At 43.1% G+C, this 17,088-nt stretch carries 16 protein-coding genes; 10 read left to right on the top strand and 6 right to left on the bottom strand.

All coding sequences use genetic code 11. From position 1 onward, the window contains the following. Positions 1-8: 8 nt before the first annotated feature. Positions 9-1,361, bottom strand: coding sequence for an exodeoxyribonuclease VII large subunit (xseA, locus tag J3U67_RS01415; protein WP_267390385.1), 1,353 nt, complete (start codon positions 1,359-1,361; stop codon positions 9-11). Between the two features lie 120 nt (positions 1,362-1,481). Between xseA and lpxK the strand changes: the two genes are divergently transcribed. From lpxK to J3U67_RS01445, 6 genes are all read left to right on the top strand, one after another. Then, positions 1,482-2,522, top strand: a complete 1,041-nt coding sequence (lpxK, locus tag J3U67_RS01420; RefSeq protein WP_267390384.1) for a tetraacyldisaccharide 4'-kinase — start codon at positions 1,482-1,484, stop codon at positions 2,520-2,522. 295 nt (positions 2,523-2,817) lie between these two features. Next, entirely contained in the window at positions 2,818-3,006 is a 189-nt protein-coding gene (locus J3U67_RS01425) for a Trm112 family protein (protein ID WP_267390383.1), read from the top strand. Continuing rightward, complete coding sequence (gene kdsB, locus J3U67_RS01430; RefSeq protein WP_267390382.1) at positions 3,003-3,761, top strand: 3-deoxy-manno-octulosonate cytidylyltransferase; 759 nt, start codon at positions 3,003-3,005, stop codon at positions 3,759-3,761. Before J3U67_RS01425 ends, kdsB begins: the two co-directional genes overlap by 4 nt. A gap of 59 nt (positions 3,762-3,820) precedes the next feature. Next, positions 3,821-4,468 carry an adenylate kinase gene (gene adk / locus J3U67_RS01435; RefSeq protein ID WP_267390381.1) on the top strand — a complete coding sequence of 216 codons (648 nt, stop codon included), beginning with the start codon at positions 3,821-3,823 and terminating at the stop codon, positions 4,466-4,468. A 122-nt stretch (positions 4,469-4,590) separates the two neighbouring features. After that, positions 4,591-5,121 (top strand): CNP1-like family protein, encoded by a 531-nt coding sequence (locus tag J3U67_RS01440; RefSeq protein WP_267390380.1) that lies wholly within the window; start codon positions 4,591-4,593, stop codon positions 5,119-5,121. A 12-nt stretch (positions 5,122-5,133) separates the two neighbouring features. Further along, a complete protein-coding gene (locus tag J3U67_RS01445) occupies positions 5,134-5,907 on the top strand; it encodes a sulfite exporter TauE/SafE family protein (RefSeq protein WP_267403491.1) in 774 nt (257 codons plus the stop codon). 72 nt (positions 5,908-5,979) lie between these two features. On the opposite strand, the gene tadA is transcribed toward J3U67_RS01445, so the two are convergent. Beyond that, positions 5,980-6,735: a tRNA adenosine(34) deaminase TadA gene (gene tadA / locus J3U67_RS01450; RefSeq protein ID WP_267403493.1), complete on the bottom strand. Its 756-nt coding sequence runs from the start codon at positions 6,733-6,735 to the stop codon at positions 5,980-5,982. A gap of 221 nt (positions 6,736-6,956) precedes the next feature. Beyond that, entirely contained in the window at positions 6,957-8,006 is a 1,050-nt protein-coding gene (gene bioB, locus J3U67_RS01455) for a biotin synthase BioB (RefSeq protein WP_267390377.1), read from the bottom strand. Positions 8,007-8,476: 470 nt separating this feature from the next. On the opposite strand from bioB, the gene J3U67_RS01460 reads away from it, so the two are divergent. Both J3U67_RS01460 and trmA read left to right on the top strand, forming a co-directional pair. Next, complete coding sequence (locus J3U67_RS01460; RefSeq protein WP_267403495.1) at positions 8,477-9,193, top strand: SDR family NAD(P)-dependent oxidoreductase; 717 nt, start codon at positions 8,477-8,479, stop codon at positions 9,191-9,193. A gap of 50 nt (positions 9,194-9,243) precedes the next feature. Continuing rightward, on the top strand, positions 9,244-10,335 hold the full coding sequence (gene trmA / locus J3U67_RS01465; protein ID WP_267403497.1) for a tRNA (uridine(54)-C5)-methyltransferase TrmA: 1,092 nt from the start codon (positions 9,244-9,246) through the stop codon (positions 10,333-10,335). A gap of 95 nt (positions 10,336-10,430) precedes the next feature. On the opposite strand, the gene aspS is transcribed toward trmA, so the two are convergent. Then, positions 10,431-12,239, bottom strand: a complete 1,809-nt coding sequence (gene aspS / locus J3U67_RS01470) for an aspartate--tRNA ligase (RefSeq protein WP_267403499.1) — start codon at positions 12,237-12,239, stop codon at positions 10,431-10,433. A gap of 70 nt (positions 12,240-12,309) precedes the next feature. Beyond that, entirely contained in the window at positions 12,310-13,026 is a 717-nt protein-coding gene (locus tag J3U67_RS01475) for a DUF502 domain-containing protein (protein WP_267390374.1), read from the bottom strand. 511 nt (positions 13,027-13,537) lie between these two features. Here J3U67_RS01475 and J3U67_RS01480 point away from each other — a divergent pair. After that, positions 13,538-15,790: a DNA internalization-related competence protein ComEC/Rec2 gene (locus J3U67_RS01480; RefSeq protein ID WP_267403501.1), complete on the top strand. Its 2,253-nt coding sequence runs from the start codon at positions 13,538-13,540 to the stop codon at positions 15,788-15,790. A 78-nt stretch (positions 15,791-15,868) separates the two neighbouring features. Beyond that, the gene (locus tag J3U67_RS01485) at positions 15,869-16,297 is read left to right on the top strand and encodes a hypothetical protein (RefSeq protein ID WP_267390372.1); all 429 of its coding nucleotides are present in this window, start codon (positions 15,869-15,871) and stop codon (positions 16,295-16,297) included. Positions 16,298-16,349: 52 nt separating this feature from the next. Here J3U67_RS01485 and lolA read toward each other — a convergent pair whose 3' ends face one another. Continuing rightward, positions 16,350-16,964 (bottom strand): outer membrane lipoprotein chaperone LolA, encoded by a 615-nt coding sequence (lolA, locus tag J3U67_RS01490; RefSeq protein WP_267390371.1) that lies wholly within the window; start codon positions 16,962-16,964, stop codon positions 16,350-16,352. Between the last annotated feature and the right edge of the window lie 124 nt (positions 16,965-17,088).

Below are 17,088 nucleotides of genomic sequence, written 5' to 3' on the forward strand. Positions count from 1 at the left end.
ATTCCAATTCAGTTATCAAATAAATCCGATTGAACTTTGGGCGGAGCGACCTGTACACTGCGCTCGCCGCTGGCAAAACGAATATTGAGAAACTGACCGGTTTTCAGTTTGTTACCATCACTAATGATATGTCCACGCTGATTGGTTACCACACTATAACCTCTGGCCAAAATCTGCAAAGGTGATACAGCCTCAAGTAACGAATTCTGCTGTTGTAATCTTTGCTGTGCCTGTAGCAGAATGTGTTGCCATAACTGCTGCAATTGCTGATGTTGAAAAACAAGCCTCTGGTGCGCATGGTCGGTTTGAGGCCGCAGATTGATTAAAAGGTGCTGTTGCTGTAAAAGATTTTGCTGGTGCTGCCTGAATTGCCGCTGCATGCTGAGCTGCAATACGCGCTGCATATCTGATAATTGCTGCTGTTGTTGCTGCCAATTTTGCTTTGGGTGTCTTAATTGACGTGCTAGCCAATCAAGTCGTTGTGAAGCATCATAATAGCGTTGCTGCAGTATTTGATAGACACGGTTCTGCAATAAAGCGACATTGCGCCGCAATTGTGCCATATCTGGGCTAACCAATTCTGCGGCAGCAGTAGGCGTAGGCGCGCGCACATCAGCGGCGAAATCTGTCAGGGTGAAATCAGTTTCATGACCCACACCACTCACGGTCGGAATAATGCTATCGGCTACAGCACGAACAACCATTTCCTCATTGTAAGACCACAAATCCTCAATACTGCCACCACCACGGCAGACAATCAGTACATCAGCTTGAGCATGTTGATTAGCACTGGCAATAGCCGCTGCAATCTGCATTTCACTGCCGGCTCCCTGTACCGCTGTAGGGTAAACAATCACACGAATACCACTATGGCGCCGGCGTAAAGTTGTCACCACATCGCGTAAGGCTGCTGCCGCCAGACTGGTTACCACGCCGACTACCTTCGGATGAGCAGGTAAAGGGCGTTTACGTTCGGCTGCAAACAGGCCTTCTACTGTTAATTGTTGCTTGAGTCGTTCGTAAGCTTCGTATAACTGTCCCAAGCCTTTATGGCGTACGGCATTAACGGTAATCTGAAATTCTCCACGGGCTTCATAAATACTGATTTTGCCGGAAACTTCCAGATGATCACCCTCTTGCAATGGCTGGCTCATTTGCTGTGCTACACCTTTAAACAATACACAGCGAACCTGCGCGCGCGCATCTTTTAGTGAAAAATAATAATGTCCACTGGCTGCACGGGTAAGATTGGAAACTTCTCCGCCTACCCACATACCAATCAGATTCTCTTCGAGCAACTGCCGCGCACATGCGTTTAGCTCAGAAACACTCAGCGCCGCAGGCGCAAAGAATTCAGACATAGAAGACACCATTATTTTTTTGTAAATTTATTAGGTGAATATTATACGGACTTTTATGTTGAGTTTCAGTTCCGTCTGCGCGCCATGGTATAGTAGTATTTTATCGTTGAGAGCCACAACATGGACTGGTTAGCCGGTTTAATACAGCGTCACTGGCAGCATCCTCAAATGGCTTTGAGTATCGCATTGTGGCCGCTTGCCAGAATCTTTCAGACCATAACCTGGCTGCGTCGATTATTTTATCGGACAGGTATATTATCTAGCACCAAATTGCCATGCCCTGTAGTGGTGATTGGCAATATTCATGTTGGTGGAGTAGGTAAGACACCGCTTGTAGCAGCTTTGGTAAAGGCACTGCAAGCGCGACAAATAAAAGTAGGTATTATCAGCCGGGGATACGGGCGCAGCAGTAAGACGACTGTTATTGTTGAAAATGGCGCTGTTGTCAGTGAGGCCGGAGATGAACCTCTAATGCTGTTTCAGCAAACACAGGCACCAATTGCAGTGGCCACCACACGTGAAGCTGCCGGCCAAGCACTGTTAGCTGCCTACCCAGACATACAGCTCCTGATTAGTGATGATGGCCTACAACATTATGCTTTGAAACGAGATATGGAAATCGTGGTTTTTCCATCTGCTGATATCGGCAGAAAAATGGATGTACTGCCAAACGGTCCTTTACGTGAACCTTTACGCCGGCTGCAATACGTAAATGGTATTATTTTTAGTCAGGGTAACCAGCAATCTATACAACAGGCCAACCAAGCGGAGCTAATCATTAATAACCAATGGAAAGGTTATAGCTCAATCAATTATGGCGCTTTTTATTCTTTGAATGAGCCGCATCGTACGGCACAGGCTCAAGAATTTAGAGGCAAACATTGTGCTGCCATAGCTGCCATAGGGCGTCCGCAGCGTTTTTTTCTGGCATTGCAAAATTTAGGGATTGAGCTTGTACAAACCGTAGCATTAAATGATCATGCCAGCATTGAATCGGCAGACTGGCCAGAGGCAGACGTGGTATTTATCACCGAAAAGGATGCAGTTAAACTGACCACATCCGTGCCTAACAACATCTGGGTTTTACCGCTTTCTGCACAGATATGTCCTGATTTAGCGCAGTTTATTCAGACTGAATTACAACTACAACAGCGCCCATAAATTCCGATAGTTATTTAATTAAACAGATGCCATCAGCACTGGCTGCTGGTAAAATTTGTTCTAGGAAAGTATCTTGGCTGATATCAATTGCCTCATTTACACGAGAGCATATTCAGAATAAAGCGGGATGAGTACGTAACGGATAGAGAAATGTTGTACTGTCTCACTATTCCGTTATATGGTAAAGTCATTGATGATTGCGATTGGAAATTAAATAAGCGGCTGTGCCTGATTCAAATACAATCCGAATCGATAAGGATATAGCTTGCCACTACAGTGGTATGAAGGACTAAAAATGGATCAAAAATATTTGGATATTCTGGTATGCCCCGAATGTAAGGGGAAACTACAATGGCATACACAGCAGCAGGAACTGTGGTGTCGGGCATCTCGTCTGGCTTTTCCGATTAAAGATGGTATTCCCTATATGCTGATTAATGAGGCACGTCAGCTATCAGATGAAGAATGTGCGGCTAGCGCATGAGTAATTTTATCGTATTAATTCCGGCTCGTTTGTCTTCCAGCCGTCTCCCTAATAAGGCTTTAGCAGATATCCATGGTAAACCCATGGTGGTACGCGTAGCCGAGCGTGCGCAACTAAGTAATGCAGACAGAATAGTTGTAGCTACAGACCATGCAGATATTCAGGCTGCCTGTCAGGAGCATGGAATTGAAGCAGTGCTCACAGCCACCGAGCATGAAAGTGGTACCACTCGGCTGGCTGAAGCTGCAAGGATTTTGAATTTGGCTGATCAGGATTGTGTTATCAATGTGCAAGGGGATGAGCCACTGATTGAACCAGAGCTAATAAATGCTGTGGCTATGCAGTTGGCGCAAAGCAAGGCTCCCATGGCTACCGCTGCACACAAATTAACTGATTACGCTGATTTTACCGATGCGAATTGCGTTAAGGTTGTGCTGAACAATCAAAATAATGCCCTTTATTTCAGCCGTGCCCCGATACCATGGCCGCGGGAACTAATGCGTAGCGGCGCTGAAGTAATGCCTACGGATATCTCCGTGTACCGGCATATCGGTATATATGGCTATCGGGTACAGTTTCTGCACCAATATACTGAGCTAACTCCATCACCATTGGAACAAATTGAGTCACTGGAGCAGCTACGGGTGTTATGGCATGGTTTTAGTATCGCAGTACAAATTACCTCTCACGCACCGGCGGCTGGCGTGGATACAGCAGCTGATCTTGAACGCGTACGTGCCAGCTGGACAAACTGACAACATCAAATCTGAACAGTTTATCTTTTATTTAACTTAAGTGTTTTTCAGGAGTTGCAATGAAAATTCTATTGTTAGGCGCGCCAGGAGCCGGAAAAGGCACTCAGGCACAATACATTACTGCTGCTTTCAATATTCCTCAGATTTCTACCGGAGACATGCTTCGTGCGGCTGTTAAAGCCGGCACACCTCTGGGTGTTGAGGCCAAAAAAATTATGGATGCCGGCGGATTGGTACGAGACGATATTATTATTGGCTTGGTTAAAGAACGGATTGCTCAGCCAGATTGTGCCAATGGTTTCTTATTTGATGGCTTCCCGCGCACGCTGGCTCAGGCTCAGGCAATGGAAAAAGCAGGTGTGCATTTGGATGCAGTGGTAGAAATCGCTGTACCAGATGAAGTTATTATCGAACGCCTATCCGGCCGCAGAGTTCATCAACCGTCAGGGCGTACCTATCATCTGATTTACAATCCACCCAGAGTCAACGGCGTAGACGATGAAACCGGCGAACCGCTGATTCAACGGGACGATGATCAGGAAGAAACCATCAAAAAGCGTTTGCAGGTTTACCATGAGCAGACAGAAGTGCTGATTGATTTTTATGGCAAACAGGATGGTGACAATGCGCCAGATTATATCCGTGTAGACGGTACACAGCCAGTAGATGCAGTGAAAACTCAAGTGTTGGCAGCATTAAAACTATAATATCAGTAAAATCATCAGGCTGTCTGTTCGAAAGGGTAGACAGCCTGAAAATTAGCTGCTATGTACCGAACGATTTCATAATCAAGAATACTGAATAGATATTCTGTTCCGGAGAATTTGGTATGAATATTGCCAAAACCGTGCTTGCAACCCTATTACTTGGTATATGTGCTCTAGCACTGGCACGAAAGGAAACCTTATATAACGAACACTATATAGGTCCAGACGAAAATCAGGCATGGGAAGAGCAGGCTGTACCATTACCCGCCTATCCTGCAGGTAACCAGCAGTGGGTAGATGTATATATCAACCAGACTTACAGCGGCCACCCCAAGCTTTTGCTCAACAGCATTTCCATCAATCCCGATCGAACTGTGCACTATATTCTGAATCAGCAATCTGCGCAGGGCATTAACAATCTTTCAGCAGAAGCGATTCATTGTCCTACACGACGCATGAAAGTATTCGGCTTTGGTGATGATGTTAACAAACGCTGGATCCAGCCACGCAATGGCCAATGGAAGGTAATCGGTACTTCACTGAATGAACTGGATAGAGTGCGCTCTGTACTGTATCAGACCTTCTGTGAAGACGGCTTGCCGCGGAACCACAATGAATTAATGCAGCGCATCACAACTCGCGCTATGCGCTAGACAGGAAGATATGTGGATTGGTTAAATGATGCCCATATTTGGTGGCTGTTAATTCTAGGATTTAGTGCTGGTCTGATGGATGCTGCAGTGGGTGGGGGTGGGCTGTTGCAGATACCTGGCCTCTTTGGTGTACTGCCAGCACAAACTCCCGCTCCAGTTGTTTTGGGGGTGAATAAATTCGCTTCAGCCAGTGGCACACTAGTGGCCACTGCTCAATATACTCGCCGCATATCTGTACCCTGGGCTATGCTGATACCTGCAGCTGTACTTGCATTTGGTTTTTCGTATCTGGGCTCTCATATTGTTGTATACTTGCCAACGTCATGGATTAAGCCGTCTATTCTGGTTATTTTAATCGTGATGGCGGCATATACGTTTCTGAAAAAAGACCTTGGACAAGTTGAGCGCCTAAGTGTGCTTACAAAGCGCGAATACATACATGGTTTGATAATCGGTGCTCTTATCGGCTTATACGATGGCGTTTTTGGCCCAGGCACCGGCAGTTTACTGGCTTTTGTGTTTGTGCGGTTTTTCGCCTTTGATTTTATTACTGCTACGGCTTCATCCAAAGTTATCAACCTGACCACAAATTTTGCGGCTTTGTGCTTTTTTATTCCTCATCACTATGTAATATGGCATTGGGCAATTCCTCTGGCCATAGCTAATTTAACGGGCGGGCTAATTGGAGCCAGACTGGCCATGCGTGGCGGTACTAAATTACTACGCAAAGGATTTATTGTTCTACTATGTATTATGATTGGTAAATTTGGCTACGATTTGATGTGATTGATAATAGAATAAATGATGCATATTTAAGATGCAAACGCGGCAGTAATTATTCAAATATCTATCTATAGTTCAGATTGAATTGTCTTCTGTGGAAAAAGAAGATGAACGCCTTTTACAGAAAAACTGTTGTAATATTTGTCGCGATTCTGATTCCATTATTCCGCCTAGAATGGCAGTGTGCTGATTAAGCCGGCGATCGGCAAATAAATCTATCACACTGCCGGCTGCACCAGTTTTGGGTTCTGCAGCGCCATAAATAACTCTATGTACTCGAGCCTGAATCAAAGCACTGGCACACATGGCACAAGGCTCAAGAGTCACGTAAACGTCACATTTCTGTAAACGATAGTTCTTTTGTTTTTGGCTTGCTTCTGTCAGTGCCTGAATTTCCGCGTGATGACTCACATTATGATCAGTGATGCAACGATTGTAGCCTAGACCAATAATATTATTTTTATAAACAACTACCGCGCCAACAGGTACTTCATCCAATAACTGTGCCTGATGCGCTGCCATTAATGCATGACGCATCCAAAATTCCATGTTTTCTTTTGCTGGAAATATTGCTACTGGCGGATGTTGTTTGAGTTGTTGTCGCCAATTTTCTTTCTCTTCTGTGCCTATGCTTTGAACATTACAGTTTTCAGCCAGTGCAATCAATTGCCATAATACTCTTTCAGTAGTACCTGTACTAATATTTCGCAGTTGTAAAAAAGTTGTAATCGGGCCACGGCGCCGCAAATCTTCCACATTATGTATATTAATTTGTTTTAAGAAAGTAATCGTTTTATGTGGTAATGGGGGCGTGGTCATTAAGGTATTCATATGTCAAAACAAAATTAATGCACTTTATCTTACTATAATTCAATTTGATTCAAGTGAATAAATTATGTCTCATTATTTTAAAATAGTATTATTTTTAAATAAAATCGAACGACATCACATTAAATATTCATCCTTAAATATTCATCCTTATATTTAACGGCAGGATATCGAAAAAAGATGTTTTTAATTTCAGTTAAAAACTTTTAGGTTTTGATTTCTAGTTAGGAAACTGAAGTTTTGTTTGAGTTATTAATCTGTCTTTGTTCATTAACGGCCTGAGCGATGGCTGCTAGATGAATTTCATCGCTGTGATCCTCATGTTTTTCTGGAATAATCCCGAGCTTCTGGAAAAGAGCCTGATCCTTTTCTACCTGAGGATTTGCAGTTGTTAATAACCTATCGCCATAAAATAATGAATTAGCGCCGGCTAAAAATGCAAGAGCTTGAGTTTGTTCATTCATCTTTTCCCTTCCTGCGGATAAGCGAACATGGGATTTTGGCATCATAATACGGGCTACAGCTAGGACTCTAATAAAATCGAACGGATCAATATCTTTTTCATTTTCCAGTGGGGTACCTTTAACCTTAACTAAATTATTAATGGGTACACTCTCTGGATGTTCTGATAAGTTGGCTAATTGAATTAACAGATTTGCTCGATCTTTAATTGACTCACCCATGCCAAGAATGCCGCCACAGCAAATTTTCACACCGGCTGCTCTGATATAAGCTAGTGTTTGTAATCTTTCGCTATAAGTACGAGTAGTAATTATATGACCATAAAATTCAGGTGAAGTATCAAGGTTATGGTTATAGTAGTCCAATCCCGCATCGGCAAGGGCGGTTGCCTGTTCTTGCGTCAAACTACCCAATGTCATACAGGTTTCCATTCCCAATGCTTTTACTCCTTTTACCATTTCTAAAACATAGTGCATGTCTTTAATAGTAGGATGCTTCCATGCTGCACCCATGCAGAAACGAGTGGAACCTGCTTCTTTAGCAGCTTTCGCTTTATCAATTACTTTCTGTACTTCAAGCAATTTTTCTTTATTCAGCCCGGTATTATAATGGCCTGATTGGGGACAATACTTGCAATCTTCAGGACAGGCACCTGTTTTGATAGATAAAAGTGTCGATATTTGTATTTGATTGGCTGGAAAGTTTTGTCTGTGCACAGTTTGTGCCATAAAAATTAAATCATTAAACGGCAATTTTAATAATTCCATAACTTCCGGCAATGCCCAGTTATGGCGAATAGCACCTAATGACATATAAATTTCCTTTTGGTGTCAATCTGATAATTACAGTGCATCTTAATATGTAAAACTTTGTTGTCAACCGTTTTGAATATATTTTTATATTAAAATAATAAATTTTGAATTACATCTCTTTGAATTAGTTTATTTTTCATTTATAAATTAAATTTTTTTATCAGGTAAAAGCAATAATGTATTTACTGCTTTATATGAGAAAATTTATTAGAATCGAGCCAATCAAAGGGTTAGAAATTTTATTTATTTCAGCGATATTATGTGTAGATATTAATTCAAAATTTAATTAAATTGTTGAATCAACAATGTTTACAAATTAAATATCAGTAAGTGTTAAAAATTAGTTTGTTTTTGCTATCTTTTAGCTGGAAAATTTATCTGGGGCTGTTTTAGAATAAATATAATTTGATTAGCTCAGTAGATATTCTTTTCTGCATGGAATGAGCAAAATACTGGAAAGGGAAATCAATATGCAAAATTGTGTCATAATCACTGGACATAGCCGAGGATTGGGGCGCGCATTGGCTGAATATTATCTGAATCAAGAGGTTAAGGTGATCGGATTATCGCGCCATGGCTGGGATAATCCGCCGGAAAGGCTATTACAATATGCTATTGATTTTGCCAATACTGAAGCTATATCCACACTGGTGCAATCGGCCAGTTGGCAAAACGGACTGGAAAATAAAAATGAGGTCACGCTGATAAATAATGCCGGAATAGTGGAGCCAAATGCTCTGGCGGGTCAGCAAGGCTGTGATGCCATTTCCAAAGCCATAGCTGTAAACATCACTGCGCCTATGCTGCTCACTAATGCAGTAATTGCAGCTGCCACCAAAGCTTCTATACGCATTGCCCATATCAGCAGCGGTGCCGGTCGCCATCCCATTGCCGGCTGGAGTGTATATGGTGCCACTAAGGCAGCTTTGGATCAGCATGCGGCTGTCATTGCTGCGGAGCAGCATCCACGCGTGCGTATTGCCAGTATTGCACCTGGTGTAGTGGATACCAATATGCAGCAATGCATCCGTACAGCAGATGCCGCCAAATTTCCCATGGTAAACAATTTTATTAACATGAAAACAAATAGCCAGTTGCAGAGTGCAGCCGAAACCGCACAGAAGATTGCGGCCATGATCGCTGCAGACGATTATGGTCAGCAAACACTGCGGGATGTGCGGGAGTAGACAAGGGTTTGTTATAATGGCTCCCTTTTTGCTTTGCCTGACAAAACTCCATGACCTCTGCCGCCTACCAGCAACAGCTTACTGAGAAACAATTTTATCTGAATAAATTATTTGCCGACTGTGCTTTTCCTGCGATGCAGGTTTTTACTTCACCTGCATCACATTATCGCATGCGTGCTGAATTCCGCATCTGGCATGATGGCGAAACATGCAGCTATGCCATGTTTGCTCCATGGGAAAAGGCTGGTAATGGTAATGTGCAAAAATTGCAGCACTTTGCTGTCGCTCACAAAAATATCGATTCACTGATGCCAGTATTGCTTGATTGCATACAGACTAGTGAGTTACTTAAATCACGATTATTTCAGGTAGAATTTCTGACTACACTGGCTGGAGATACGCTAGTTAGCCTGATATATCACAAAAAACTGAATAACGACTGGATGCAGGCAGCTAAAGTCTTAGCCTCTGAGCTGGGTATTCAGATCATAGGACGCAGCCGTGGACAAAAAGTGGTACTTGAGCGCGATTACGTTATCGAACGATTAAGCGTAGATAATGAAGTGTTTCAGTACAAACAATTGGAAGGTGGCTTTACCCAGCCTAATGCAGTAGTGTGTGAGTCGATGCTTAGCTGGGCGACAAATGTTGCGAAAGCTATTCATATGGGAGATTTACTGGAGCTTTATTGCGGTAATGGAAATTTTACCTTGCCATTGGCACGTCATTTCCGCCGCGTACTGGCTACCGAAGTATCAAAAACCTCAGTACAGGCTGCCCGCTGGAATATAGATACCAACCAAATTCAGAATATAGCTATTGCACGGCTTTCGGCTGAAGAATTTACTGAAGCCTATACCGGTGTAAGAGATTTTAAGCGTCTTGTCAGCGAACAGATTAATTTGGCTGATTATGAATTCAGTACGGTATTTGTGGATCCACCACGAGCCGGTATTGATGCAGACACGCTGCAACTATTACAGAAATTCGACAATATAATTTATGTATCCTGCAACCCAGTTACCCTGCATGATAATCTACAATCCTTGTTAACAACACATCAGGTAAGGCAGGCTGCGATGTTTGACCAGTTTCCGTTCACGCCGCATATTGAATCAGGTGTCTGGTTACAGAGATGTTAATATCTAATTCATAGCATGTTTTTCTATTTATTATATTTTATATCAATAAAAAAACTGCCTGATATTTGCAGGCAGTTTTTTTGCAGAAAAACATTTTAATTCTGTTCTTCAGTTTGTACTTTCTGGCGCAGGCGCAAGCCTAGTTCCCGCAGTTGCTTTTCATCAACATGGTTTGGTGCATCTACCAGCAAGTCTTGTGAGCGTTGGGTTTTCGGGAACGCAATCACGTCTCGAATGGAATCGGCACCCGCCATTAAGGTTACCAAACGATCTAAACCGAAAGCCAGACCGCCATGGGGTGGAGCGCCAAATTTCAGATTATTCAGTAAAAAGCCGAATTTATTCTGCTGCTCTTCAGGCGTGATTTTTAGCGCAGCAAATACTTTTTCCTGAATATCTGCGCGATGGATACGGATAGAACCACCGCCGATTTCCCAGCCGTTTAATACCATATCGTAAGCACGGGCAATACATTCTTCCGGAGTGCTTGCGAGCAGGTCTTCGTGGCCAGCCTTAGGAGCGGTGAACGGATGGTGCATAGCAGACCAGCGTTGTTCTTCCTCATCATATTCAAACATGGGGAAATCAACTACCCATAACGGGCGCCATTCATCAGTAAAGTAACCATTGGCAGCACCATGTTCGTGGCCAATTTTGATTCGCAAAGCACCAATAGCTTCGTTTACCACTTTGGCTTTATCGGCACCAAAGAAGATAATATCGCCATTTTGAGCACCGGTTTTGTTAATAATTGATTGCAACGCGGTGTCTGACAGGAATTTCACAATTGGTGACTGTAAACCACTGTCTTCGCTGTTATTTACTTTGCTAATATCATTAACTTTGATATAAGCCAGACCTTTGGCTCCATAAATACCCACAAATTCAGTATAGGTATCAATCTCCTTACGGCTCAAAGAGGCACCGTTCGGTACACGCAAAGCTACAACACGGCCATTTTTCATGTCGGCAGCCGCACGGAATACTTTGAATTCTTCCGTTTTCATTACGTCGGTGAGTTCGGTAAATTGCAGGCTAACACGTAAATCCGGTTTGTCTGAACCATAAAGGAACATAGCATCATGCCAGCTCATGCGAGGAAATGTAGGCAATTCAACGGACAAGGCTTTCTGAAATACCAGTTTTACCATGTTTTCAGTGATGTCCATGATTTCGTTTTCGTTCAGAAACGATGTTTCAAGGTCGATCTGGGTAAATTCCGGCTGACGGTCAGCACGTAAATCCTCATCACGGAAACATTTAACAATCTGATAATAGCGGTCAAAACCGGCCACCATCAGTAATTGTTTGAATAATTGCGGTGATTGCGGTAAAGCGAAGAATTCACCTGGGAATACACGGCTGGGCACCAGATAATCACGCGCACCTTCTGGAGTGGAGCGGGTAAGCATCGGTGTTTCAATATCGATAAAACCTTGGCTATCTAAATAGCTGCGCACGGCCATAGCAACACGATAGCGCAAACGCAAATTATTTTGCATTACTGGACGGCGTAAATCGATAACGCGGTTGGTCAGACGAACATTCTCGCTGATGCCTTCATCGTCAATCAGGAAGGGGGGCGTAGCTGCAGTATTGAGAATCTCAATTTCTTTGGCAAGCAATTCAATGCCACCAGAAATCATTTTGTCATTTTTAGTACCTTCCGGACGTGCGCGCACGCGGCCGGTAATGCTCAATACGTATTCATTACGTGCAGAATCAGCCAAGCTGAATGCTTGCGGTGTATCCGGATCAATTACAACCTGTACAATGCCTTCTCGGTCACGCAGATCTATGAATATCACTCCGCCATGGTCTCGGCGGCGATGAACCCAACCCTTCACGGTGACGGTTTGGTCGAGGTATTGTTCGTTGATTAAGCCACAATAGTTGGTTCGCATTTTGATGCCTTTGTTACTGTGATTACGGTTAATTGTGTTATCAGGAATATCCATTCCGGCCAGTTGTATGCTAATTTGGTCTGGCAGGCTTATGTAAAGAAAATATTGCCTGTAAAGATTGGTTGTGCGGTGGTTCATCCGGCTGCACCATTCCCAATGAAATAACATATTTCAGTGCATCGTCCACACTCATATCAATTTCACGTACATCTTTACTGTTGACCATAATATAGTAGCCACCAGTGGGATTGGGAGTAGTGGGCACGTAAACCGAAATATATTCATTGGACTGGGTAGCATCAGACTGCTTTGGCAATGCCGACGCAATATTATCCGGTATATGTCCAGATACAAATCCGATTGTCCAGATATTGGGTTGCGGAAACGGAATGAGAACCGGTGTTTTAAATGACTGGCGCGAATCTGACAAAAGAGATTCAGAAACTTTTTTTACGCCAGAATAGATACTTTTCACTACCGGAATACGTCCCCACAAGGCGTCCCATGCGGCAAATATTTTACGTCCGAGCATATTTGCAGCCAATAGGCCAGTGAAGAAAACCACGATTATAGCTGCTACAAGACCCAGACCATGAATTTTAAAACCGAAAAGTGCCTGTGGCTGCCAACGTGCCGGTAAAATATTCACCAGCTCATCAGCCATGCCGATGATATAGCTGATTACCCAAATGGTGACAATAATGGGCAACCAGACCAGCACGCCGGTGAGCATGTACTTTTTCAGAGATTTTTTTAGTTTTCCGCCCTCGGCAGGCTGTGGTGCCATATTTTGAGAAAGTCCTTTTAATCTGTTCTGATTACAAATATCAAACTTTATATTATACCCATATTTGGTTGTTTTCACAGTGGCTATTACTGATGTTGATTAAATTTTATTTTAAGGGGCAAACAAAGATTCAGAATTGGTTTGATGATGTCTGAGATACATCTTTATTAAATGTTATATGTGTTTGATTTGTATCGTCAGCATCGGTATGCTGAATTGATCAAATGTATGTATTTATATTTTCGTATACAATTAATTTGTTTGATTTTAAATTTTTGATATTAAATAAAAATAATAGAGAACCTTTTATTTTAGATTCTGCAAGCATTGGTTTACCGAATTTTTGAAGATTCACATTACCATATCAGCAAAATCGATTTAATTTCTTATTTGCAATTTATAACTAATGAATAATTAATAATTACAAATAAATTTTTATGTTAATCTATTTGGTATAATCTGTACCTTGATCAATATTCTTATAACGTTTTAGGAAGTTATAGCTTTCTGTATGGCCAGTTTCCGTTTTTTCTGTGCGTGGCTGACATGGTGGGTAACAGGTGTTTGCGGTTCTTTTTTACTACCTCAGGCTTATATCTGGCCATGGATTAGTGTTTTTTTCGTATTGTTGATACTGTTTGTGTGTTCTGGTTGGCTGTGGTGTCGTTGTGTTGCAGCACTATGTGCAGGTGTAATTTTTGGGTTATGGCGCACCGATACAGTCTTACAACAGCAGTGGCCAATAACCGATAAGGCTCAACTACAGATTGTGACTATTCAGGTTAAAGATATACCGCAGCAGGATACACAACGCAGCCGCTTTGTTGCTCAAGTAAACCTACCCGACGGCCGGCAGCAACAATGGTTGATTACTGATTACAGCAGGCAAGAATGGCCAGTGGGGAGCCGATGGGAGATTAAGGCCAAAGTTCGCGCTGTTATCGGGGAAAACAATATGATTGGGTTCAATCGTGAAGCGTGGGCGCTCAGTAATGGTATCGGAGCTATGGCTAATGTCGTTAAGGGACAACGTAAAGCTTTAACAGCTGCTTCAGATTGGAAAATAAAACTTGCTAAGTGGCGCATGTGGTGCAGCGCACGTTGGCATAATCAGGAGCAAAAATATCCGCAAGGTGTAGCTCTCCTGAAAGCGCTTGCTGTGGGGGAACAATCTGCATTACCAGCAAGCGCATGGCAGATATTCCGCCCGTTGGGACTAAATCATTTAGTCAGTATTTCCGGATTGCATGTGGGGATGTTGGCTATGCTGGCAGGATGGCTATGCAGCAAGTGCTTGCAGTATATGCCGGTACGAATCCATCAGCCGTGGATATATACGCGCTCTACAGCAGTTATAACTGCCATTGTTTACAGCGCTCTGGCCGGCTTTGCTGTACCTACACAGCGGAGTATGCTGATGATTATTATACTGGCACTTACGTGGCGTCGCGGTTATTTACGCGCTTTTCAAGTGTGGTGGCTGACCATAGCATTAGTGCTGCTGTTTGACCCGCTAGCGTCATTAAGCGTGGGTTTCTGGCTTTCTTTTCTGTTGGTAGCAGTGCTGATGTGGGCAGGTGACGGTAATAGTCAGCATGCTAAATGGCGGCAGATGGTACAGGGTCAATGGGCTGCCGGTATGGCTTCCGTGGTGCTGGTGGCTTATTGTTTCGGTTCGGTAGCCATTATCTCGCCACTGGTTAACGCTGTTGCCATTCCCTGGTTTACCTTGGTACTGGTACCACTGGCTTTGCTTTCGTTGATATTGCCATTAGATATCTTACGCACGATGGCGGCTTATCTGGCTGAGCGAACCATGCGTATGCTGCATTGGATTGCTGATTACGCTCCAGAATACTATCCGGCACAGGCACCGTTAGCCTTGTGGTTGATTGCTGCTGTTGCAGTTATGTTGTTACTTTTGCCTAAAGGCTGGTATTTGCGGCCTTTGTGTTTGCTTATTTTGCTTTTATTGCTGTGTTACCGGCCTCCTAAACCGGCTTTTGGCGAAACTAATATCAAAATATGGGATGTAGGGCAGGGACTAGCCATCAGCATTACTACCGCCAGACATGAATTGCTATTTGATACTGGTACAGCTTACGCGGCACAGTCTGTGCTTATGCCCAACCTGCGTGCGGCTGGTATCAATCGTTTGGATACGCTGATATTGTCACACCATGATAATGATCATGATGGTGGTGCTTCGTTAATTAGGCAACAGCTGCAACCACTGAAAATTATTGCTGGACAGAGCAAAGCCTATAACTTTCCGGTGCAACCCTGCCTAGGTGGTGAAAACTGGAAATGGGATGGAGTATGGTTTGAGTTTTTGAATCTACCAGTAACACAGAATAATAAAAAAAATGATTACAGTTGTGTTTTGCGAGTGATCAGCGCTGATAAGGCACTGCTAATAACTGGAGATCTGGGAAAACAAGGAGAACGAGCTTTAGTAGAGGCTTATGGTGATGATTTATTTAGTCAGATTCTTGTATTAGGCCATCATGGTAGTAAACATTCCAGTGAAAAAAACTTTCTTCGTACTGTGGCTCCTATCTATGCAGTAGCCAGTGCCGGCTTTGCCAATTCTTATAGCCATCCTCACACAGAGGTTCAACAGTTACTGAAACAAGAAGGTGTTACTCTATTACGCACCGACCGGCAGGGAGGATTACAGACAACTCTATCTTCACACCCACTACATTGGAAGTTATTACAAAACTACCGGCCTTATTGGCAGCGTAAACCAGCATTACTTTAGTTTACCAGCAACTGAACGCCATAATATACTGGCGTATAATGGATAAAATAAATAAACGGCTGATTTGAAGGATTCAACATGCACTGGCGTAAACTATCTATATATATCCTGACAGCTTTCATACTGGCTGCATGTGCTACCCCAGAGCAAAAAGCAGCACGGGCTGCGGCAGAGAAAGCTGCACAGCAAAAATTACAACTTGATCTAGCTGCTCAGTGCGACCCTCGCACCGCTGAGCTGATGCAGGCTCAGATGCAGAATCCAGCTTTTTTTTCTGACCCTGCTAATGCCAAAATAGCTCAAGAGTACATGCAGAAAGTAAACTTGCCTATTTTTCAAAGCTGCTACAAGCTGGCATGGAATAATTATATCAATCAGGTGAAGCTAGAGCAGGCGCGTAGCTGGGCCATGCAACGTAGATGGGACAATGATATGGACTGGATGATGTTCCGGCCGCGTTGGTGTCGAAGTAGTCACAATGGACGGACATTTGTTCATCGCTGCTAATGCAAAAAAACAGACAGGTTTAACCTGTCTGTTTGCCTTGTTATAAGTTTACTTACTGAGTTAGAACGTCTACACCTTTGGGAGGTGTAAACTTGAACTGTGCCCGGTTTAATTGTGGATGCGTATTGATTTTACTGAATGTAATCGTAGTCAGATTACCAAAGCTATCCTTTAGCTGCATATTAGCCAGATTCTCACCTTTAAAACCGATACGAATATTCTGATAGCCTGTATTACTACGTTTAGGTAAGGCACGGACATAGTCAATACCGTTGCTGCTACCATCATCAGATAATGAATAGTTGGCATTTAAGGCTGTTTTATTAGATAGAATGGCTGCTGGAGAATCGCCAATTGTCTGATTTTGAGCACGTTTTGTGACTTGAGCCAGATCCTGATCATAAAGCCAGACAGTGTTTCCATCACCTACTATTATCTGTTTATAGGGCTGGGTGTATTCCCAGCGAAACAGCCCCGGCCGCTGAATAGCAAAAATACCCGCAGTTGTCTGAGTTCGCTTTTTACTTTTCACTGACTGACTAAACTGTCCGGAAATACCATCTGTATCAGCATTGAATTTTTGCAAAGTTTCCAGTCCGCCTGCATTAACCCATGCAGTACTGAAAGCCAAAATGCCGCTGAGTACAGCCTGAGACAAAATCCGCATTAAATACTCCTTTGCTTAACAATTATTGAATATTTTAGCTGTTTACAGATAAAGTTGGAACAGAAAATCAATGTTTGATAGGTCATGCCATTCTGGACTAAGACCTAGACACGTCTGCACTTGG

The organism is Snodgrassella sp. B3837 (assembly GCF_026535955.1).
Taxonomy (GTDB): domain Bacteria; phylum Pseudomonadota; class Gammaproteobacteria; order Burkholderiales; family Neisseriaceae; genus Snodgrassella; species Snodgrassella alvi_E.